The sequence below is a fragment of the Chengkuizengella marina genome (genome assembly GCF_009910845.1).
GTDB lineage: Bacteria > Bacillota > Bacilli > Paenibacillales > KCTC-33759 > Chengkuizengella > Chengkuizengella marina.
In genome coordinates, this window is the sequence record NZ_SIJB01000027.1 from 54,026 (window position 1) to 73,980 (window position 19,955).

24 protein-coding genes and 2 pseudogenes are annotated in these 19,955 nt (G+C 31.5%); 4 read left to right on the plus strand and 22 right to left on the minus strand.

Annotated elements, in window-relative coordinates:
• The first annotated feature begins 128 nt into the window (after positions 1-128).
• Positions 129-698, plus strand: coding sequence for a nucleotidyltransferase family protein (locus ERL59_RS12080; RefSeq protein WP_160646595.1), 570 nt, complete (start codon positions 129-131; stop codon positions 696-698).
• Positions 699-729: 31 nt separating this feature from the next.
• Here the strand turns inward: ERL59_RS12080 and ERL59_RS12085 are convergent, their stop codons facing one another.
• The 14 genes and pseudogenes from ERL59_RS12085 to ERL59_RS12150 all read right to left on the minus strand — a co-directional run bounded on the left by ERL59_RS12085 (position 730) and on the right by ERL59_RS12150 (position 10,169).
• Positions 730-1,053, minus strand: coding sequence for a YciI family protein (locus ERL59_RS12085; RefSeq protein WP_160646481.1), 324 nt, complete (start codon positions 1,051-1,053; stop codon positions 730-732).
• A 43-nt stretch (positions 1,054-1,096) separates the two neighbouring features.
• A complete protein-coding gene (locus ERL59_RS12090) occupies positions 1,097-1,549 on the minus strand; it encodes a GNAT family N-acetyltransferase (protein WP_160646482.1) in 453 nt (150 codons plus the stop codon).
• Positions 1,550-1,650: 101 nt separating this feature from the next.
• On the minus strand, positions 1,651-2,397 hold the full coding sequence (locus ERL59_RS12095; protein ID WP_160646483.1) for an HAD family hydrolase: 747 nt from the start codon (positions 2,395-2,397) through the stop codon (positions 1,651-1,653).
• A gap of 172 nt (positions 2,398-2,569) precedes the next feature.
• On the minus strand, positions 2,570-3,493 hold the full coding sequence (locus ERL59_RS12100) for a hypothetical protein (RefSeq protein WP_160646484.1): 924 nt from the start codon (positions 3,491-3,493) through the stop codon (positions 2,570-2,572).
• Positions 3,494-3,547: 54 nt separating this feature from the next.
• Positions 3,548-3,985, minus strand: a pseudogene (locus ERL59_RS12105) (AraC family transcriptional regulator); the annotation flags it as partial.
• A 43-nt stretch (positions 3,986-4,028) separates the two neighbouring features.
• Positions 4,029-4,511, minus strand: a complete 483-nt coding sequence (locus ERL59_RS12110) for a helix-turn-helix domain-containing protein (protein WP_160646485.1) — start codon at positions 4,509-4,511, stop codon at positions 4,029-4,031.
• 155 nt (positions 4,512-4,666) lie between these two features.
• Positions 4,667-4,993, minus strand: coding sequence for a hypothetical protein (locus ERL59_RS12115; RefSeq protein WP_160646486.1), 327 nt, complete (start codon positions 4,991-4,993; stop codon positions 4,667-4,669).
• A gap of 130 nt (positions 4,994-5,123) precedes the next feature.
• On the minus strand, positions 5,124-5,882 hold the full coding sequence (locus ERL59_RS12120; RefSeq protein WP_160646487.1) for a glycerophosphodiester phosphodiesterase: 759 nt from the start codon (positions 5,880-5,882) through the stop codon (positions 5,124-5,126).
• Complete coding sequence (locus ERL59_RS12125) at positions 5,867-6,472, minus strand: DJ-1/PfpI family protein (RefSeq protein WP_160646488.1); 606 nt, start codon at positions 6,470-6,472, stop codon at positions 5,867-5,869. The genes ERL59_RS12120 and ERL59_RS12125 overlap by 16 nt, the downstream gene beginning before the upstream one ends.
• Before the next feature lie 76 nt (positions 6,473-6,548).
• On the minus strand, positions 6,549-7,007 hold the full coding sequence (locus ERL59_RS12130; protein WP_160646489.1) for a GNAT family N-acetyltransferase: 459 nt from the start codon (positions 7,005-7,007) through the stop codon (positions 6,549-6,551).
• A 109-nt stretch (positions 7,008-7,116) separates the two neighbouring features.
• On the minus strand, positions 7,117-7,719 hold the full coding sequence (locus ERL59_RS12135; RefSeq protein WP_160646490.1) for an NUDIX hydrolase: 603 nt from the start codon (positions 7,717-7,719) through the stop codon (positions 7,117-7,119).
• 218 nt (positions 7,720-7,937) lie between these two features.
• Positions 7,938-8,843 carry an alpha/beta fold hydrolase gene (locus ERL59_RS12140; protein WP_160646491.1) on the minus strand — a complete coding sequence of 302 codons (906 nt, stop codon included), beginning with the start codon at positions 8,841-8,843 and terminating at the stop codon, positions 7,938-7,940.
• A 398-nt stretch (positions 8,844-9,241) separates the two neighbouring features.
• On the minus strand, positions 9,242-9,460 hold the full coding sequence (locus tag ERL59_RS12145; RefSeq protein WP_160646492.1) for a hypothetical protein: 219 nt from the start codon (positions 9,458-9,460) through the stop codon (positions 9,242-9,244).
• Between the two features lie 250 nt (positions 9,461-9,710).
• Positions 9,711-10,169, minus strand: a complete 459-nt coding sequence (locus ERL59_RS12150) for a DIP1984 family protein (protein WP_160646493.1) — start codon at positions 10,167-10,169, stop codon at positions 9,711-9,713.
• Between the two features lie 172 nt (positions 10,170-10,341).
• Between ERL59_RS12150 and ERL59_RS12155 the strand changes: the two genes are divergently transcribed.
• The gene (locus ERL59_RS12155) at positions 10,342-11,940 is read left to right on the plus strand and encodes a hypothetical protein (RefSeq protein ID WP_160646494.1); all 1,599 of its coding nucleotides are present in this window, start codon (positions 10,342-10,344) and stop codon (positions 11,938-11,940) included.
• 137 nt (positions 11,941-12,077) lie between these two features.
• On the opposite strand, the gene ERL59_RS12160 is transcribed toward ERL59_RS12155, so the two are convergent.
• Both ERL59_RS12160 and namA read right to left on the minus strand, forming a co-directional pair.
• Positions 12,078-12,554 (minus strand): GNAT family N-acetyltransferase, encoded by a 477-nt coding sequence (locus tag ERL59_RS12160; protein WP_160646495.1) that lies wholly within the window; start codon positions 12,552-12,554, stop codon positions 12,078-12,080.
• 128 nt (positions 12,555-12,682) lie between these two features.
• Complete coding sequence (gene namA / locus ERL59_RS12165) at positions 12,683-13,699, minus strand: NADPH dehydrogenase NamA (protein WP_160646496.1); 1,017 nt, start codon at positions 13,697-13,699, stop codon at positions 12,683-12,685.
• 226 nt (positions 13,700-13,925) lie between these two features.
• Here namA and ERL59_RS12170 point away from each other — a divergent pair, with 226 nt between their 5' ends.
• Both ERL59_RS12170 and ERL59_RS12175 read left to right on the plus strand, forming a co-directional pair.
• Positions 13,926-15,359: a tryptophanase gene (locus ERL59_RS12170; protein ID WP_160646497.1), complete on the plus strand. Its 1,434-nt coding sequence runs from the start codon at positions 13,926-13,928 to the stop codon at positions 15,357-15,359.
• 160 nt (positions 15,360-15,519) lie between these two features.
• Positions 15,520-16,131 (plus strand): TetR/AcrR family transcriptional regulator, encoded by a 612-nt coding sequence (locus tag ERL59_RS12175; RefSeq protein WP_160646498.1) that lies wholly within the window; start codon positions 15,520-15,522, stop codon positions 16,129-16,131.
• A gap of 127 nt (positions 16,132-16,258) precedes the next feature.
• On the opposite strand, the pseudogene ERL59_RS12180 reads toward ERL59_RS12175, so the two are convergent.
• The 6 genes and pseudogenes from ERL59_RS12180 to ERL59_RS12205 all read right to left on the minus strand — a co-directional run bounded on the left by ERL59_RS12180 (position 16,259) and on the right by ERL59_RS12205 (position 19,895).
• Positions 16,259-16,748, minus strand: a pseudogene (locus ERL59_RS12180) (DUF4269 domain-containing protein).
• Positions 16,749-16,756: 8 nt separating this feature from the next.
• Entirely contained in the window at positions 16,757-17,449 is a 693-nt protein-coding gene (locus ERL59_RS12185) for an HAD family hydrolase (protein WP_160646499.1), read from the minus strand.
• A gap of 34 nt (positions 17,450-17,483) precedes the next feature.
• On the minus strand, positions 17,484-18,296 hold the full coding sequence (locus ERL59_RS12190) for a ZIP family metal transporter (RefSeq protein WP_160646500.1): 813 nt from the start codon (positions 18,294-18,296) through the stop codon (positions 17,484-17,486).
• A 234-nt stretch (positions 18,297-18,530) separates the two neighbouring features.
• Positions 18,531-18,974: an NUDIX hydrolase gene (locus ERL59_RS12195; protein WP_160646501.1), complete on the minus strand. Its 444-nt coding sequence runs from the start codon at positions 18,972-18,974 to the stop codon at positions 18,531-18,533.
• A gap of 9 nt (positions 18,975-18,983) precedes the next feature.
• Positions 18,984-19,424, minus strand: coding sequence for a VanZ family protein (locus ERL59_RS12200; RefSeq protein WP_160646502.1), 441 nt, complete (start codon positions 19,422-19,424; stop codon positions 18,984-18,986).
• 102 nt (positions 19,425-19,526) lie between these two features.
• On the minus strand, positions 19,527-19,895 hold the full coding sequence (locus ERL59_RS12205) for a hypothetical protein (protein ID WP_160646503.1): 369 nt from the start codon (positions 19,893-19,895) through the stop codon (positions 19,527-19,529).
• Positions 19,896-19,955: the final 60 nt, after the last annotated feature.

Consider the following 19,955-nt stretch of genomic DNA (forward strand, 5'->3'; position numbering starts at 1 on the left):
AAGATCTTAAAAAACCCTCTATTTATCACAAAAACAATATACATAAAACATGAAAATTAAAGTAGTATTATGTAATTAAATATTGTAAAATAGAATATATGTTCGTAAGTTTAAAATAAAAGAGGTCTATCATGATTGAAAGTGAAAAAGATATTATAAAACTAGTGCAAGAAGACAATTGGATGATGGATATCATACTAGCTGCAAAAACACTAGAATTACCAGATTGGTGGATATGTGCGGGATTTATCCGAAATAAGATATGGGATACATTACATCATTTTAGTGAAAGAACCGTTTTATCAGATATTGATGTGATTTATTTTGATCATTCGCTTATTGATGAAAAACATGAAAAGAAACTAGAAGAAAAACTTAAAACGATCATGCCAAACATCCCTTGGGAGGTTACAAATGAGGCAAGAATGCATGTAATGAATGGTCTCCCTCCTTACTCATCTTCAGTTGACGCTATTTCAAAATTTCCTGAAACAGCCACAGCTTTAGGATTAAAATTAGATACAAATAACAACCTAATTTTAACTGCCCCATGTGGAATTGAAGATGTAATCAATCTAGAAGTAAAGCCCACTCCACATTTCTTAAGTAGTGAGAAACTTTTATCTATTTATAAAAAGAGAGTCTCGCAAAAAAATTGGAAGTCTACCTGGTACAAAATTAAAATAACTACCCCTTAGATATTAGAACTAAATATAGTTCATCCATTATTTATAAATTACTTTCAGAAATTAAAGCAACTTGATATGGATACAATTGGGCTGTCATAATCCCATCTTTTACGGCTGGATCATTTTCCATAATCAAAATGGCTTCATTTTCATTTTTTGCTTTGAATATTACAATCCCAAATGTTGTCTCATCCATATTTTGTGTTCTACCAGCTAATATTAGTTGTCCTTCACTTTGTAACTGTTGTAGAGCTTTAAAATGTCTTCCTACAATATCATTTTCTTTATGTGTCCATTTGGTTTCATCAAGCAATTTTGGGATTAATTTCAGAACATAAATATATTGGCTTGTTGTTTCTAACATCTCTATTTTCACCTTTTCTTTTAAAACTTTTTATTTTCTGGTATTATACTGACAAAAAATAATGAAAGAAATCATCTTTTTCATAACCAAAAGATTCATAAATTCTCTGAGCTGTTAAGTTATCTTTCGCTGTAGCTAATTCTATCCCTTTTGCATTTGTCTGCTTAGCAAAGGTTTTTGCTGATTCGAGCAAGTACTGTGCAACTCTTCTCCCTCTATACTTTTCATTTACATATAAATCATTTAACAACCAAGTTCTTTTCATTGAAACCGATGAAAAAGTAGGATATAGCTGTGTAAATCCAGCTGGAGTTGTTTTCTCTTGATCTCGAGCTAAAAAGATAATTGATTGTTGATGTTCAAATCTTTCATATAGAAATTTTCTAACACCTTCAATATCTGATTGTTGTTCATAGAAAATTCTGTACTGATCAAAGAGTTGAGCCACTTCTTCAAGTTCCTGAATAGTTGCTTGGGTAATTTTAATTTGATTCATTTTATAATCCTCCTTTTTGAGTACATTTCTTTACTTAATAAAAATATTTTTATTTTGAAAAATTTTTTTTCTAAAATCTACTACTCTTTCAAGTACCACCCCTACCCGTCTTGATCATTAGATAAAGTAACCTCGTTCGCTATTTTTTTTAATTCATCAATTGCATTTTCCACCGCTACACAATACCCACATTCTTTAAACATTTCGATATCATTATAATCATCACCAAACACCATGACATCAGACATTTGTAATCCATTACGAGTACATAACGTTGAAATTCCTGTTGCCTTAGAAACATTTTTGTTCATTATCTGAATTAACTCCCCTTCATCTGTTGCCACTATCTTTACTCTCCCATTAAATCTTTCCTTTAGTTGATCAATATTGTTAAATCCTGTCATGATTATTTTGGTTGCCTCTAGTTGTTTAAGCTCATCCATACTCAGCACAATCGGACTTGTATCTATATTAAAAAATGCGGCATCAACGTCAGAAATTCCCTTATTTGAAAACCATTTATCCTCCAATTCAATACTCAAATGACATTTTGGTGAGATTGTTAAACAGTAATGTATGATTTCAGCTGATAGTTTTTTTGATATGTATATATGTTCTTTATAGCTATTATCAATAATATAACCCCCATTGTAAAAAACAAATGAGCAATTTTTCATCATTACTTCAGGTACAAACTTCTTAACTGAACGCGGTGGTCTTGCAGTTGCAATGATAATTTTTATATCATGTTTGATACAAGTCATTACTGCATCCATATTTCGATGAGAAATTTCTTTATTAGAATTTAAAAAAGTGCCATCCAAATCTAACACAACTGCAGAAATCATAAATCCACTCCTTATTTTAAGAAATTTCTTATTAATATATCATAACAAAATATCATAGATAGAACAGTAGATCGTTATTACTTATATAAAAATACTAAAGAATAATCTCTATTTTAAGTACTATAAAAGCAAAAAAGGAGAGATATCCCCCCCTAATTAAAATTATCATATTTTACAAATTTAAAATCTCTTTCCTTATCTCTTCTTCTATATCTGCAAGTTGAACAAACTTATCAGCCACACTATTCCACAGATTAGATGTTGCAAATGAATGGCATTGACCAAATAATTTACTTTGTGTTTCCTTCAATTTTGCAATATGATCATTTTTATTTATAAAAAACAATGAAAAGTCATGTGCTCGTCTTGCTGCCAATGGAAGGGCAAAAAATATTAAGTGCCCAATCTCTTTCTCTGAAATATTTTGCCTTCTTAACTGTTTTGATTTAAACAATATTGCTTCTTTGCCAAACTCTGATTTATGATCAACATTCTGCTGGTTCAAATAAATTTTTTTAAAATTTTGTATTGCTTTCACATAAATGTCTTCTTGAGTAAGGTTGCTAGTCCTTTTAGGTGCATGCCAATAGCGAAAATGACCTCGTTTATAGTGAATTTGATCTGCTCTCCAAGCTTTTTCTAATTGGTTTAATGACAATGAAACAAAAGGATATCCGGCAGGGTCATGGAGCAAAATTTCATAATCATTTATTTCAATTGCCAGTACATAATGATCAGCCCCACCTAAAAATTTATGATTTGGTAAATAAGTCAAGTACCCCATGTCAAGAGGCCCTAACATAACTACCGAATTGGAAAGGGATAGTTTAAGTTCTTTTAATGGTATAGATTCTTTCTCTAAACTAGCATTTTCTTTAACCTTAAATCCTAAAGTTTCAAATGCCACATTAATTGCCTTGTCAGGACTACTTGTACAATCATCAAAATATATTAAATCATCAAAAATACTTGCTCCTAGTGAAAAACCTGAAAGAACTTCTATAAGAGAAGGAGAAATGTTTTCTCCTATCGATGATAATAACATTGCAGCTGAATTAGCATAACAGTAAGCGCCATTACCTATATATGAATTCATCTCATCTATCCTCTCCTGATTGCTATTTATTTATATGAAAATTCAAAATGTGGATTATAGGGGTTTTACAGGTATATAAGCTTCAATTACGATTTCATCTGCATCTTTAGGTGACAAATAAAACTCTAAGCAAGGTTTGTCATCTAATTCATACATGCTTCCAGGCAGCCAAGTGCTATACATATAATCAAAAGCACGATTCATTTCTATGATTGCATGTTCAAATGAATTTTCATTGGTTTGATCCACTTCAATTCTACTAAAAGCATACTGTCCACCTTCAACATTTTGTATCCCAATGTCCTCGGTTCCTTCTGTTATATGGTTGGGAATTGTAAAGGCAGCGTCATACCTCCGTTTATGGCTTGGTGTTATCTCTTGAAAATCGTAATAGATGCCCATGCAGATCGTCTGCTTATCAAAAAGTGTTCGAGCTGCTAGCCATGATGCAGTTTTATCAAAGGCTTTTGTAATATGTGTATTGTACATTCCTTTCTCATATCCTTGTAAATGGCGGGTATACGCAACTTGATAGCTAGGTAATTCTTTTACCCCTACAAATCACATTTGTATCTCTATGAGTTTCATAAATCAGTTTAGCGGCCGCTTCACTACATAAATCATAATCTATTGATTGAGAAGTTTCTTTGCAATCTTTGCTTTCCATTTTGCAAATCTTGCTATTATAATTTTTCCTGTATTCACTTGCACTCATTTTAAAATGTGCTTTAAAAGCTCTAGAAAAAACGGAAGAAGAAGAAAAACCTGTATCCAAAGCAATTTCTGTTATAGATAAACGTTGATTCATTACTAATCGTTTCGCTGCTCGTTCTAAACGAGATCTTTTAACAAAATCATTAACGTTTTCATTGAGGATAGCCTTAAAAATACGATGAAAGTGGAATGGCGAAAAGGATGCCAATTGAGATAGATTTTGGAGGGATAAATCCTTATTTAGATTATTTTGAATGTAGTTTATTACGTTATTTATTCGTGTTAAATAGTCATTTCTTTGCACTCACGTTACCCCATTTATGTTAAATCTATTTTTAATTTTCTAATTTCCCCTATGGGGAAGCCATCTTAGTTAGAGTCAGGGGGTAAAAAAAGGAAAAAGGAGTAAAGCCACTCCTTTTTATGTATATATTCTCTATGCTAATTCTTCTAAAAAAGTTATTGATTGGAAGCATTCTCTATTTCAATTGAACCATCTTCTTTAGATTCAATCATTGCTTCCAATCCACCAAATTTTTGTGCTAATGCATTATAAACTACAGCATATAACATACCAAATAAGCCGTAAAATACAATAAACATTAAAGGGTAAAGCAGCATAATAGCAAAGGCCATACCTACTATTGCTGAATCTCCTATTGCAAGACCTACCAACAAAGTAATTAATCCTCCGACTATAAATAAACTTGACGGTACAATTAGTAAGTAGATTATTGCTTTAAATACACTTTTAGGAGTAAATTTTTTGAATTCTACCTTTTGCATAACTTAACACCTCCTTAATGGGAATTTCTACTATCGGTTAAATACTTATTCATTTTACACTAATAAAAGATGAATAAGTAGTTGAATTAAATAAATCTCTAACAGTGTTATTTATTCAGGACACTTTTGTTTATTTTAAAAGAGTAGATTTTAATTGAATCGCTTTTTTTGGAAAATCTGTAATCAAAGCAGATAAACCCTTTAATAGTATCTGTTTCATTTCTAGTTCATCGTTAATCGTATATACTCTAATAGGGATTTGTTGTTGGGCTTGAGAAATCATATTTGAAAACGCAAATGATTTATTACAATGCAGTGCTGAAGCCCCTATGCTTTTCACATATTTCCACGGTTGATATAAGATATCATAAGTAAGAACAGCTATCTCTATTTCTTTATCAAGTTGTTTAACCTTTACTAAGCTATAGTGGTTAAAAGATGATATAATCACGGAAGTAGATAAACCATGTATATGAACTAATTGAATCACTTTCTCTTCTAATCCTTCATATTGTAAAATATCGTTTTTAAGTTCAATATTTAGCAGTAATTTTTTATCCGATATCCACTCTAAAACTTCATTTAGAGTTGGAATTGTCTCTCCTTTAAGATAATTAGAATACCAACCACCTGCATCTAATTGTTTCAGTTCATTTAATGTTTTTTCATGTACAAAACCTGTACCATTTGTAGTTCGATCCACCTTTTCATCGTGTATTACAACAACTTCTCCATCTTTTGTCAAGTGAACATCAAGCTCTATTCCATTTGCACCAACATGAAACGCCTCTTGGAATGCAACCATCGTATTTTCTGGATGAGTACCACTTGAGCCTCGATGTGCAAAAATGAGTGTTTCAATTTGAGAATCGCTTATTTTCTTTGCCATACTACACCTCTACGTTCATACTCCATTCTATTTTCAACAGAAGCTGCAATCTCTGAACCGGCAAACCTTTCAATAATCCATAAAGCTAAATCTATTCCAGAAGATACTCCACGTGCAGTAATCACATCCCCGTCATCCACAATTCTATAATTTAATAAATCAGCACCATACGTTTTAAGTTCCTCAGTTGCTAAGTGATGCATGGTTGCTTTTTTCCCCTTTAAAATCCCTGATGCACCTAACAACATTCCTCCAGTACATACTCCAGCCATAATTGTTCCTAAACAAGACATTTCTGAAATGATTCTAGGTAAGTACCCTTTTTCCACTTCGTTTCTTACACCATGGACAGATTTATGATTCCAACCTCCTCCTGGGATGATCAACAAATCCGGTCTATTACTAATTTGCAAGTATTCTTCTACAGAAACTTGTACACCATAAGATGCTTTTAATTGCCTATTAGGATCACTGCCTACTAACTCAACATGAAACGGTGCTCCATTATCCATTGCTCTTTTTAAAACTTCAAATGGAGCCAATGCAACCAATTCTCCAAAACCCTCAAATAAAACAATTTGGATTTTCATTTCTGTAAATCCCCCATTATTTTAACTTTTCCAATACTAAAGTTCTTTTCATCACGTAATACATTTTAAGAAACATTTATAACTTTTTTTCAAAACATAAACTTGACTTACTGTATATGTATTCTCCAAAAGCTTCGATCTCATGGTAACCATGTTTTTTATAAAAACTAATAGCTTCTGACTGTTTTATTCCTGTTTCTAATTTAATTACTTTGTAATGGAGTTCTTTCGCTTTACCTTCTAAAAAGTTTAATATTACTGAAGCAATGCCTTTATTACGATATGATGAGTCTACGTAAAACCGTTTTAGTTCTATCACCTTCTTTTCGAGAGGTCGAATAGCACCACACCCAACAGGGATTTGGCCGTAATATGCTATTGAAAAAATCGTTTCAGATATATTAGGTTTTTCAAAATCAATTGTAAAGATGGCTTCTGGTGGATATTTCTTGGATAATTCTGAGTCTAATTTTGATATTAATTGTCTTAAATCAGGATGTTTAGGTTCCACAATTTCTACTCTGAGTTGTTCCATTATATTTCACTCCTGGATCAATAAATTTATATTATCATTTAATTTCGTATGACTTATAACAAGGAAATGATCTATTGATGTCGTATGGAATATTTCAAATGCAACATTCTTAATTTCTGTTTTTAATAAAATCAAAAATTTGTTGATAATAGCTCCCACTATCATTTAATATGTGCTTTTTATAAACTATTCTTCCCTTGCTTTCATTTTTATTGTTTATTTCAATAGCCTTTATCTTACTTAAACAACCTTCATATAATTGGATCACTTCATTAAGTTTTACTTTAAAAATACTAGCGACTTCCTCTTGTTGTAGTTTAAATTGTGGAATGATATCTGTTTCATATAAAAATACATGACAGAACTCACGATCAATAATGGTTTCTGTTCTTATTTCTTCCTTAATAATACCTATTGAAACTAAATCCTCAAATTTCAATTTCAATCCCAATTCTTCTTCTACTTCTCTTATTCCATCTTTAATGCTTTCACTTGCAAGTAAATGACCAGCTGAAGTAATGTCTAAAAAATTAGGATAATCCTCTTTACAGGCAGCTCTTTTTTGAAATAATATATATGTAATTCCTTTCTCTCTAACTGTAATCCAACAATGGAAAGTTTCATGCCAATATCCCTTTTTATGTACTATGTCTCTGGATTGTTTCCCTATCAAATTCATTTCTTCATCAAAAATATGCAGTAATTCTGACATGTTCTCACTCTTTTCAATAATGCAAAGTATTTGTGTAAATTCTATACAAGACGAAAAATATATCATTCCCTTACATGTTAAATTCATTATATAGCAAAAAAGAGCTAAAGTTCTAAAGAAGTTATTAGCTCTTTTCTCATATTATTGTTTAAATGTTACTAATTCAGTTAGTTCTACAAACTCGTATGTTATAGAGTGATTTCTACAATTAAACGTTATTAAACTATCATCGTTTCCTTCTCAACTAAAAAATTAATTATTTCTTTATTAATTAATTCTGGTTGTTCTCCATTTATACTATGACCGGCATCTTTAATAATTTTTAAATTCAATCCAAGTTCTGCATATGCTTGTTTTATATCTGGTTTATAAACAAGTTTGTCGTGATCACCAATTAAAAATAAGGCATTATCTCTGAATTGCGAAAATGTCTGAATCTCATGTGATGCAATATTACGAACTAACGGGACGCTATGTTTAAAAATGTAATAGAAATGTTTAAATACTTCATCATTGTCAGCCAACTTAATATTTGGACCGCTCAGTTTTTGGAAGAGCTTCTCAGCATTTTTCTCATTTGGATTTAATATTTCTGGCATAAAAACTTTGATCGTTCTAAGAGTATATAGGAACTTCTTCAATCCATTTACTTTTATAGGAAGATGCCCAGCCATGCCTACTAATTTATTAACTTTGTCGGGATATTTTATAGCATAATTCAACATTAAGATTACACCAAATGAAACTCCAATCATATTCGCTTCTTTAATATTTAATGTATTTATGATTTCATTGATCCATTTTGTTTCATCAAAGTTTTTAAAAAATAACTCATTTGGTTCACTTTTCCCTGCAGCACCCAAAGTATCTACTGCAACTACATAAAAATGTTTTGTTAATTCTCGAATATTCTGAATCCACATTAAAGCTGAATTGTCACCAGTCCCATGAAACATGACTAAGGTGGGTTTTGTCTTGTCACCAGCAGTTATGATATGTGTTCTCCCATACGTTGTTTCAATATCTTGTTCTTGAACCTCCACACCCCACATTTTTAATAATATATCATACGACTCATATAACAGCTTCTTGCCTTCCTCGCTCTTAAATACTTTTTTTGGCATTCATATAGCCTCCTATTTTAACAAGATTTATGTGTTGAATTTTAAAACAAATAGATTCATTTTTTTTTGAAACCGTTTACTGTAAAGGGGGAGGGACTGCTTATGTTCTTTAATGGGTCATAAAAAAATATTGGATATTTGATTTACGGATGAGGGAGTTTAAGAATTAAAAGTATTAAACAATAGTTTATTTGTTGTGAATTATTTTATTTAATTTTTTTGAAAAAGTATATACATTTTAAGGAATTAAGTGATCCCAATCACCTTGGTTTAACAAATCGTTCAATAACTGATCACGAAATGTTCATTTTTCCCAATTCAAGGGTAATTGTTCACTAATATGAGGATAAAAAAATAACTGCTCTTAAATTAAGCAGTTATTAAAAAATGACCATATCTCATTCCAATCCATCTAACTTATTTGATTCATTATTAAGTTCATTTTTTACAGTGATTGTTCTTATTTTGATCGTGTTTTTATGAATTTCATTCAATAGATACAGACCCCTAAATAAAATGGCAAAAACGATTGCACCACCAATAAATATTCCTACGTACCCAAGTGCAAACAACACATAGATCAAAATAAAGCAAAGAATAATTAATAATAATATCATTCTATCCTATATCCTTTTATTTCTGTAGATTTTATTCCCCAGTCCCACCCTCAACAACTTATTGCCAACACATGGTAGTTACATTAAATTATACACAATACATTCATGCTTCAACGCATTCTTGTTACATTTTTGGGCTTATTTATAAAAATGATTGAGTATGGCCCTGCACTCACATTAGAATTGGTTCCACTTTACCCTGTGGAAGGGTTGTGTTCACATCAATAAATTGTTTACCTTCACATTTAAACTATTCTATTAAATCTATATTCCAATTCTTCTCTTGTATTTTAAAATCTAATTCTCTATATTTTTTAGAAACGTTATCTATTTCTTTTTGAATTTCGCGGACATCAATTGTTCTTTGATATCTAATCTCTGATCTACTATATCGATCTTGTATTATGGCTGAATGTTCGAGCATTCCATCCAATACTTTTTTTCTTTGCATTAGACCATCTCGTTCAGCTAATACGTCAGCAATACTTTGTGATGAATCAAATTTTGTTAAAGAATTTGTTTTATTTACTTTTTTTACTAAACAAGTAAATTCATTAATAGAACCTTGTATTTCTGCAAATAGTTCCTTTGGATCTTCTGCAGGCTCCTCATCTTCTTGAACTCTAACCACTCTTTCTAGTCGTTGTCTTAATTCAGATATCTTTCTTTGTAAATCTGCTCTTAATATTAATGCTTCTGCAAGTCTCATGTTCGCCCTCCTACTTAGTGGGTTTCTAGACTACTTATACTTTCTAAAGTTGAAAAAGTTGCATTTAAAGTTTCATATGCATTAGACAGTAGTCCACACAAAAAGTTGGATATTTCATAAAATAGAAAAAAAAATATCGTGATCAAACTCAAAAAAAGGGGTGAAAGAAAACATGTTTGAAAAATCTATTTGCGATTGTTGTGTCTGTCCGATGCAGTTTGTTTTAGAACAGTTCAAAGGTGAAGAAGTTGATATATTTTCTCTAGAATTAGGAGGAGATATTATTAGTTTTAATATTCAAATTACGGAAATCAACAACTTTATTGTGTCTGGGATAGATAAGTCTTCTGTTGGTTCAGGAAATCCAATTCATATACCAATTTGCAATATATTTTTTGTTATTCCTCCTAGGATTCCAGAAGTAATACCGATTCAAAAAAATTCCAAAGGGGAATGTGTATGTTGTGAGGATCCCATAACCAATGTTGCTAAGACATTAATAGGTAAGGAAGTTTCTATTTTAGAAGGGTTATTTATTATTGAAAATGTAGGAGAAGGAATAGTAATTGCGCAGAATCCCAAAGAAATAGTTGTTTTTTCTAGTTGTAAAATAAGTGGAATAGAAGAAATGACAAATGGTGCTTTATCTCTTCCAAATTCAGAGGAGTTGTCTTTAAACTTTGAAAAATCAATTTGCGATTGTTGCGTCTGTCCGATGCAGTTTGCCTTAGAACAATTTAAAGGAGAAGAAGTTTTTATACTTTCAGAAACTTTAACTTCTACAATTCAAATTATTGAAGTTAAAAATTTTATTGTATCTGGAATAGTTGTGGAAGGATCAAGTCAAGGAAACCTCATTCATATTCCGATCTGTAATATCCTTTTTGTTTCACCAATTTCAAACACAAAAATTCCAGATGTAAAACCGATTCAAAAAAATACGAAAGGGGAATGTGTATGTTGTGAGGATCCTATAACCAATGTTGCTAATGCATTAATAGGTAAAGAAGTATCTATTAGAATCGAATTAACTTTATCATCATTGATTATTGAATTTATTATTGAAAAGGTGGGAGAAGGTATAGTATTTGGAAATATAACCTCAGTTGAACCACCCTTCGGTTCAACAATAATTTTATCCAGTTGTAAGATACCTGGAATAGAAGAAATAACAAATGATACTATGTCTTCTCCAAATTTAAAAGAGATGTTTGTTAACTTTGAAAAATCAATTTGCGATTGTTGCGTTTGTCCGATGCAATTTACTTTAGAACAATTTAGAGGAGAAGAACTTGTAATACGTTCAGAGTTTGGAGGTTTTAATATTCAAGTTACGGAAGTTAAAAACTTCATTGTGTCGGGGATCGATAAATCTCCTGTTGGTTCAGGCAATCCAATTCATATACCCATTTGCAATATAGTTCAATATTTTCCAATTTCATCAAAAAAAATTCCAGATGTAAAACCGATTCAAAAAAATACAAAAGGGGAATGTGTATGTTGTGAGGATCCCATAACCAATGTTGCTAATACATTAATAGGCAATGAAGTAACTTTTTTTAATCTTACGTTTATTATTGATAAAGTCGGAGAAGGTATAGTGATTGGACAAAATCCAGATTTAATATTTGTATTTTCCAGTTGTAAAATAAGTGGAATAGAAGAAATGAAATGGAACTTTTTTGTTTTTTCCACAGAAGTGACAGCACAAAAATTAAGTCGTTGGAACAATCTAAAGCAGATGTCTATCAAGGGTAAGAAAACAAAATAGAGAGAGAGCATTGAGCGATAAAATTGAGTGAAATTTATCTACGAATGAGAAAATAATCAGTGCTTCTCTCGAGTTATTTTCAATTATTTTTACTTAATATAATACTTTTATTCTATTAACGAACCATGTCAACATATTTAGTTATCAATTAACCTTTCATATATTCCTGGCGAAGAGTTTTCAATAGCTATGGCATTTACTATTTTTTCATAAAACCCAGCAGCGTCAGCGACGGCTCCAATGATTGCATAACCATATCCTTCTTCTCTCATGGATAATAAACATTTAAGTAAAAGTGCTTTTCCAATCCCTAAACCTCTATACTTTGTAGAAACACCTGTTGGCCCAAAATAACCTTTTGCAGTCACATCGTAACAAGCGAAACCGATAACTTGTTTATCCTTCACTGCTATAAAACAGGAAACTGGATTATTAGAAAAAGCAACATCACATTCACCCGCCCATTGTTCATAAAACTCATTTTTTACATAATTAATTATAGTATATTTATCAGGAACCAATGCTCGTTTTATGGAAATGCCTTCATTTATTAATTGATCTAGATTATTTATTTCATCTGAAAGGTCATACAGTTTAACTAACATATCAAACATGGATTAAATCTCCTTTATGAACATTTTCTGATATTGCACTTTAGGGTTAATCAGCACATGTTAATTTAAATGTTATTAGCAGCTTGATACTTCAAGCTGCCTTTTAAATCTTATTCAAACAAATTACTTTACCAAGCTCTGTTATATTGAACAGGACTTTCGATTTCAACACGCAATTGCTTAGCAGCTGTTCTAGCCCAATAAGGATCTCTTAATAATTCTCGACCTATAAAAATAAGATCTGCTCTTTCATTTTTAAGAATTTCCTCAGCTTGCAATCCATTTACGATCAAACCTACTGCACCAGTAGCCATGTTTCCTTCATTTCGAATTTGATCAGCAAACTTCACCTGATAACCAGGATAAGCATCAATCGAAGCAGGTACAACACCTCCTGAACTGCAATCAACTAAATCTACACCTTGCTCCTTCATTCTTTTGACATAATAAATGAAATCATTGGGTGTATTGCCACCTTCTTTATAATCACTTGCAGAAATCCGAACCAATAATGGACCATCCCATTCTTCTTTTATTGCTTCTACCACCTGTGATAAGAAACGATATCGCTTTTCTGTACTCCCACCATACTCGTCTGTTCTCTGATTAGTTAGTGGAGATAAGAAACTGCTTATTAAATAACCATGAGCACCATGAATTTCTATGACATCAAATCCAGCAATCTTAGCTCTTCGAGCCCCTTCTTTAAAAGACTGAATCATTTCATTTATTTCTTCAATGGACATTTCTTTAGGGATTCTCATTTCATCGTTAAAAGGGATGGCTGAAGGTGCATAAATGTTGCCCTCTACTTCTGCTTTACGTCCTGCATGAGCTAATTGTATCCCAATCTTACTGCCATGTTGATGAGTCATTTCAGTTAATTGTTTTAAACCTTCAATTTGTTCATCATTCCATATTCCCAGGTCATATAGAGAGATGCGACCTTGAGGATGTACAGCTGTAGCTTCTACAACAATTAAGCCTACTTGCCCTACCGCTCTACTTGTATAATGAGTAAGATGCCAATCCATTACTTTTCCATCTTCTTTGACACATGAATACATACACATGGGTGACATTACAATACGATTCTTTAAAGTAATATTTTTCAAAGTGTAATTAGAAAATAATTTCTTTGCCATGATTCACAACTCCTATCATTTTCATCAATTCAATACTGTTCATCATTAGGTATCTCCTCAATATTTTAACATTTTCTATAGCCTCCATCATCTTTATAATTTTAATAACAATCATAAACATATTTTCATAACATAACCTTATATATTAAATTGACATAATGTCATTGACATAATATCATTTAATGGAGTTTATTAGTTACCATTTAAATTAGGAGGAATTTATATTATGAGTACTTATTTTCCTGAACCTTATAAAATTAAAATGGTTGAGCCGATTCAACTAATTCCTAAAGAGGAACGAAAAAGAAAAATTGAACAAGCAGGTTATAATCCATTTTTACTAAAAAGTGATGATGTATATATTGACCTATTAACAGACAGTGGAACAGGTGCAATGAGTGATAAACAATGGGCTGGTTTGATGATGGGGGATGAATCCTATGCAGGCAGCAGGAACTTTTACCATCTAGAACAGACTGTTCAAGAGCTTATTGGTTATCAATATGTCATTCCTACTCATCAGGGACGAGGAGCAGAACAAGTCCTTTTTCCACAACTAATTCATAATCAAGGTCAAGCCGTTCTTGGAAATATGCACTTTGATACTACAAAGGCTCATATCGAATTAAATCAGGCAAAGGCAATCAACCTGGTAATAGATGAAGCATATGATACTTCCAATGATCATCCATTCAAAGGTAATTTTGACATCAACAAATTAAATTCTTATATTAAAAAACATGGAAAAGAAAATATCGCCTTTATTTTAATCACCATTACTTGTAACAGTGCAGGTGGGCAACCAGTTTCAATGCAAAATATAAAGGAAGTATCCCAAATAGGTAAATCTAATCATATTCCTGTTTTTTTTGATGCAGCTCGTTTTGCAGAGAATGCCTACTTTATTAAAAAGAGAGAGGTTGGATATGAAAACAAATCCATACGTGATATTGTTCTTGAAATGTTCTCTTATGGTGATGGTTTAACCATGAGCGCCAAGAAGGATGGTTTAGTAAATATTGGTGGCATTCTTGCTATTCGTAATGATAATGAATTATTTGAGCAGTGTCGTTCTTTCATTGTTCCAATGGAAGGATTTCCAACTTATGGTGGTTTAGCTGGAAGAGATATGGAAGCATTGGCAATCGGATTACAGGAAGTAGTGGAATTCGATTATTTGGAACACCGCATACGTCAAGTTCAACTATTAGGTGATTTATTAAAAAATGATGGAATACCAATACAAGAACCAATAGGTGGCCATGCTGTTTTTATTGATGCTCAAAAGTTTTTGCCTCATATTTCAAAAACTCAATTCCCAGCTCACGCACTTGCTGTTGCATTGTACCTAGAAAGTGGAATTCGTGGCGTTGAAATTGGTTCTTTGTTATTTGGTAGAGATATAAAAACTGGGGAAGATGGTCTATCTCCATTAGAATTGTTAAGATTAACGATTCCAAGGAGAGTCTACACAGATAATCACATTCGTTACATTGCGGATGGGATTAAAGCTGTGTATAAAAAAAGAAATGAAGTTCAGGGAGTTAGTTTTACTTACGAGCCAAAAATCTTAAGACATTTTACATCACGTTTTACTCTATCAAACAATTCTGTACAAAAGAATAAAGAAACCATAACTCAGACTGAAAGCATGAAATAACATATTGTTAATTAAATAGAAAGCAGAATTTCAATTGAAATTCTGCTTTTTTTATGCAATAAAAAATGAAAATCTAGCTTCATAGTTCAATAAATCATCAATTTGTGTTATTCTTTTTCTTAATATGCCTTATATATCACTTTAAAGGATTGAATTAAAAATGGAAACTAAAAAAATCTCCAAAAGAAAACTGCAATCGGCTCAAACTAGAGAAAAATTATTACATGCAGGTCAAGAAACATTTATCGAATATGGTTTTCAAAAAACAACCATATCTCAAATTATAAAAAAAGCAAAAACAGGTTATGGTACAGCTTATGTATACTTTAAAAATAAAGATGATCTTTTAATTGAACTATTGGAAGATGTAATGGCTAGGTTTTATGAAATTGCCAACATGACTTATAAACCAACATCTAAAAAGGAAGCCTACGATTTAATTGAACAACAAAGTATTCTTTTTTTGGATATGGCTAACAAAGAAAAATTAATGATGCAAGTCATTGAAGAGGCAATTCGACTTTCAGATAATGTAAGAAAAAAATGGACTGAAATTCGTGAACAGTTTATAAAACGTATTAGTGAAGACATCGCTTATGCCCAAAAAAATGAACTTGCTCGAATTGATGTGGATTGTTCTATTGTAGCACGAGCTTGGTTCCACGCAAATGAAATGTATTTATGGGAAATTGTGAAGGATGTTAAAACTCCACCAATTAAAGAAATCGTTCATAACATCGCTTCTATTTATACTGGAGGATTGTATAAATAGGATTTAAAAAATTGTAAAAATGTTTTACTAGAAATTCATTACAATCTTTCAACTCTACAACAATAGTTACTCTTACAGCTTTTAATTTAGTTACTAGTCTAGGTAAAACTTTATTATTGATTCAAGATCACATAGTCACCCTTTTTGCCAAAATTTCTTTAATCTCCACATCACTTAGAATTTCAAATTCGAGCAGCCCAATGTAAGGATCTCCTTCTATAGCAAGTAACTTAGCAAATGCTGGTTCAGTTTTCATACCTTGTTTTTTTAATGAGATAATTAGCTGTCTAAAACTATTATCAGCTAAATTTAGTATTCTATTTTCTATTACCATATGACGAAATGCGTTTTGTCTTTTCGTTTCTTGAGGTTGTGCAAAAATTTCAAATAACCAACCTTTATATTCAAAATTCACAATGATACATTTTAATTCCTGATATGTTTGTTCTGTCACAAAGAATATCCAAGTCACTATTTTCAACATCCATATCAATAGGAATCGTACCTGCTAGTAATGGATTAAACAACTCAAGATCCTTCATGATGTTTAAATATTCAATTATTTTAAAGGCACTTTTTTGTCTCGCATTCCCATCTTTTAAATAGTTAGTATGCATAAATAGATTCACAAAGAGTTCTCCTTTTGATGTTTGTTGATGATTTCAATTAGTTCGTTTAATGCCTTTATTGTTTTTAATGGTGTTACTTCCAATGTTTCATCCCACTTTTGGTTTTTATTAATCCAAATCGCTTTCATACCAGCCTGCGAAGCACCTAACACATCATTTTTAGGATGATCACCTACAAAAATTGCTTCATGTGGCAATAAATCTAATCGTTCCAATGCCATTAGGAAAATTTGTTGATTAGGTTTTTTTACTCCTGCCTCCTCAGAGACTACAATGGCATCAAAATAATCTCTAATTTTCAAAAGATTAATTTTTCCATATTGAATTTGATTTCTTCCATTTGTCACTAGCCCTATTTTGTAGTTTTTTTGTTTACAATACTCAAGCAATTCAACGGTATGCTCTACCAGAACTGCACATTGAACATAGTTAGTAAAATAAAAATCCATCAATTCATCAAGCTCTGGTTTGACTTCCCAAGTAAATGTTTGACGCAATTGATTGAATGTTTCTTCTTTTTTTGTGTATCCATAATTATCAATTTTTTTTATTGTTTGAATGCATTGATTCTTTTCTGATGAAGACAATGAATTAAAATATTGCTCCATAAATAATTCTAAAAATTTACCGAATGTTTCACTTCTGTCAAGTAAAGTATCATCAAGATCAAAAATAATTCCCTTAAACAAGCTTCATTCTCCCCTCATATATGATGTGGTTTTATTACCCTAAAGCTACGTCTAATATCATCATGACAACAAAACCAACCATAAGTCCTAATGTTGCAAGATCAGTACTTCCTGATGATTGAGATTCAGGTATAAGTTCTTCTACTACTACAAAAATCATTGCACCAGCAGCAAATGCAAGCGCATATGGAAGAATAGGTTGTATAAGTAAAACCGCTCCTGCTCCAATCACCGCAGCCAATGGTTCAACAATTGCAGAAAGTTGTCCATAATGGAAAGCTCTCGTCCTGGACATCCCTTCTCCACGTAAAGGTACAGCTAAAGCCGCTCCTTCTGGCATGTTTTGAATACCAATTCCTATGGCAAGACCTACTGCACCTATTAATGATGCTTCTCCTAAACCTAGAGAAGCTGCTCCAAACGCAACCCCAATAGCTAATCCTTCAGGAATGTTATGTAAAGTAATCGCTAAAAACAATAGTGTTGATTTTTGGAACTGGGTTTGAGGACCCTCAGCTTTTTCATGTTTTTCATTTAAATGAAGATGTGGGACTACAAAGTCTAACAACCGAATAAATAAACCGCCAAGTAAAAAACCAACTGCTGGTGCCAGCCAAGGAATCTGTCCATTTTGTTCACTAAACTCAATTGAAGGTGCCAATAATGACCAAAACGAAGCTGCTATCATCACTCCAGCTGCAAATCCTAACATCATATTTAATACATGTTTATCAATTCTTTTAAAGAAAAATACAGTTGCAGCACCTAATGCGGTTAATCCCCATGTAAAAAGCCCACCTATTAAAGCCTGAACTGTAGGATTTAATTCACTGAACCATACAAACATGAAATGAACATCCTTTCAATCTGCATTTTAATGATTAATATACTATTGTTAACTAATTAGATGGATTATAACAGATTCATACCCTATTGGACAGTTAAAAATAGCACAGTAAGGATAAAAAGTTTAAAATAAAGAAAACTCGCAGCATTGGCGAGTTTTCTCCTTACTCATAACTATTGCATAGCATATTTTGTGAAATCAATCTATATAAATGGCACATGTATACTAGATCTTTCAGCTATTTTCCCAACCGAAACTCTCAAACCACATATGTTTATGATTTTTTTCAATAGCTTTTCTAATGAAGGGAATCAGATTATTCGGTAACTTGTTCACTTTAAACCACTTAAGTTCTTCACATTTATCTGGTTCAATATTTACGATCTCACCTTGCCATGAGTCAATTTTTACGTAAAAATCGATCCATTCATTTTTTATATTATTCCTGTGCATTACTCCAACAACCTTCACTTCTTTTGGATCTATAATAATACCTGCTTCTTCTTTGGCTTCTCTAATTGCAGCTGAGACTATTTCCTCTCTACCTTCTATTTTTCCCGCAATTATACCCCATTTTCCATCTTCAAACCCTGTATTCTTTCTTTTTAAAAGTAAAACTTCATTATCATTTTGATAAATCAATATATGTACGGAACCATATAATATTGGATGGCTCATGTTGTCACCTTACCCTATCACTTTTCTTTCTAATAATCTTTTCACAATTTTATATATAATAAATCCAATGATAGCTCCAATTGTGTTTAATATAATATCATCAATGTCAAAACTTCCTCTTTTCAACACTAATTGGAAAACTTCCAAGCACGTAATCCCTAAAATAAAATGAAAAATGAATTTGAAAATATTATATCTCAGCACAAATGGCACAAATACTCCAAAAGGGATAAACACTGCAATATTACCTATTATATTTATAATCCAAATTTCCGGTTCGAAATAGTTGTAGTAATAAAAATATTGCTTAATCGTACTGAAAGGGGTTAAGTTGTAACTGAAGCTACTATTAATCTCCGTTCTACCAAATCCTACAAACATCCAGTATATTAAAACGAATAAATAAAATATCATTAGTATAGCTATGATTCCTCGTAGTAAAGTTTTCAACTGTGCATCTCCTAAATTAAAGATCAATGATTTTCAATCAATATTCTCCTAATAACAGCTTAACATTTTTAGTTAAATAATATCTATATACTTTAAAAAATACTATTTTTTTCTTGTTCTCCATTTTATGATAAATGAGATAGCAACCAATAATGCTGTTACAATTAACGTTATCCCTATAGATACCAAAACACTGAATAAACTCCCTAACAAATTATGGAAAATAGTCAATTTAATCTCATGATGTGGTAAAGCTTCTGTGTCGGTTACTACTCTATAGCTTTCACCACTTTCTATAGTAAAGTTATACAATGATTTAGCCTCTACGTCATTTAAACTATAGAATACATTTTGATGAGGAGTTAATAATATTTCTCTCTGTGTTTGGAGATCGATTACAGATATCTGAAGCATATCTATTATCTGACTGTATTTTTGAGTACTTTCCATTTCAACAAGTGCCGGCTGCAATGAGTCCTAAGTACCAAGGTATTTTCATGGTTATCTCCTTTTTTCTAAAATAATACTATA

Coding starts and splice junctions, on each gene's coding strand:
- ERL59_RS12085 (WP_160646481.1), bottom strand. CDS start 1,053: ATGTTAGAAACAACAAGCCAATATATTTATGTTCTGAAATTAATCCCA.
- ERL59_RS12090 (WP_160646482.1), bottom strand. CDS start 1,549: ATGAATCAAATTAAAATTACCCAAGCAACTATTCAGGAACTTGAAGAA.
- ERL59_RS12095 (WP_160646483.1), bottom strand. CDS start 2,397: ATGATTTCTGCAGTTGTGTTAGATTTGGATGGCACTTTTTTAAATTCT.
- ERL59_RS12100 (WP_160646484.1), bottom strand. CDS start 3,493: ATGAATTCATATATAGGTAATGGCGCTTACTGTTATGCTAATTCAGCT.
- ERL59_RS12115 (WP_160646486.1), bottom strand. CDS start 4,993: ATGCAAAAGGTAGAATTCAAAAAATTTACTCCTAAAAGTGTATTTAAA.
- ERL59_RS12120 (WP_160646487.1), bottom strand. CDS start 5,882: ATGGCAAAGAAAATAAGCGATTCTCAAATTGAAACACTCATTTTTGCA.
- ERL59_RS12125 (WP_160646488.1), bottom strand. CDS start 6,472: ATGAAAATCCAAATTGTTTTATTTGAGGGTTTTGGAGAATTGGTTGCA.
- ERL59_RS12130 (WP_160646489.1), bottom strand. CDS start 7,007: ATGGAACAACTCAGAGTAGAAATTGTGGAACCTAAACATCCTGATTTA.
- ERL59_RS12135 (WP_160646490.1), bottom strand. CDS start 7,719: ATGTCAGAATTACTGCATATTTTTGATGAAGAAATGAATTTGATAGGG.
- ERL59_RS12140 (WP_160646491.1), bottom strand. CDS start 8,843: ATGCCAAAAAAAGTATTTAAGAGCGAGGAAGGCAAGAAGCTGTTATAT.
- ERL59_RS12145 (WP_160646492.1), bottom strand. CDS start 9,460: ATGATATTATTATTAATTATTCTTTGCTTTATTTTGATCTATGTGTTG.
- ERL59_RS12150 (WP_160646493.1), bottom strand. CDS start 10,169: ATGAGACTTGCAGAAGCATTAATATTAAGAGCAGATTTACAAAGAAAG.
- ERL59_RS12155 (WP_160646494.1), top strand. CDS start 10,342: ATGTTTGAAAAATCTATTTGCGATTGTTGTGTCTGTCCGATGCAGTTT.
- ERL59_RS12160 (WP_160646495.1), bottom strand. CDS start 12,554: ATGTTTGATATGTTAGTTAAACTGTATGACCTTTCAGATGAAATAAAT.
- namA (WP_160646496.1), bottom strand. CDS start 13,699: ATGGCAAAGAAATTATTTTCTAATTACACTTTGAAAAATATTACTTTA.
- ERL59_RS12170 (WP_160646497.1), top strand. CDS start 13,926: ATGAGTACTTATTTTCCTGAACCTTATAAAATTAAAATGGTTGAGCCG.
- ERL59_RS12175 (WP_160646498.1), top strand. CDS start 15,520: ATGGAAACTAAAAAAATCTCCAAAAGAAAACTGCAATCGGCTCAAACT.
- ERL59_RS12190 (WP_160646500.1), bottom strand. CDS start 18,296: ATGTTTGTATGGTTCAGTGAATTAAATCCTACAGTTCAGGCTTTAATA.
- ERL59_RS12195 (WP_160646501.1), bottom strand. CDS start 18,974: ATGAGCCATCCAATATTATATGGTTCCGTACATATATTGATTTATCAA.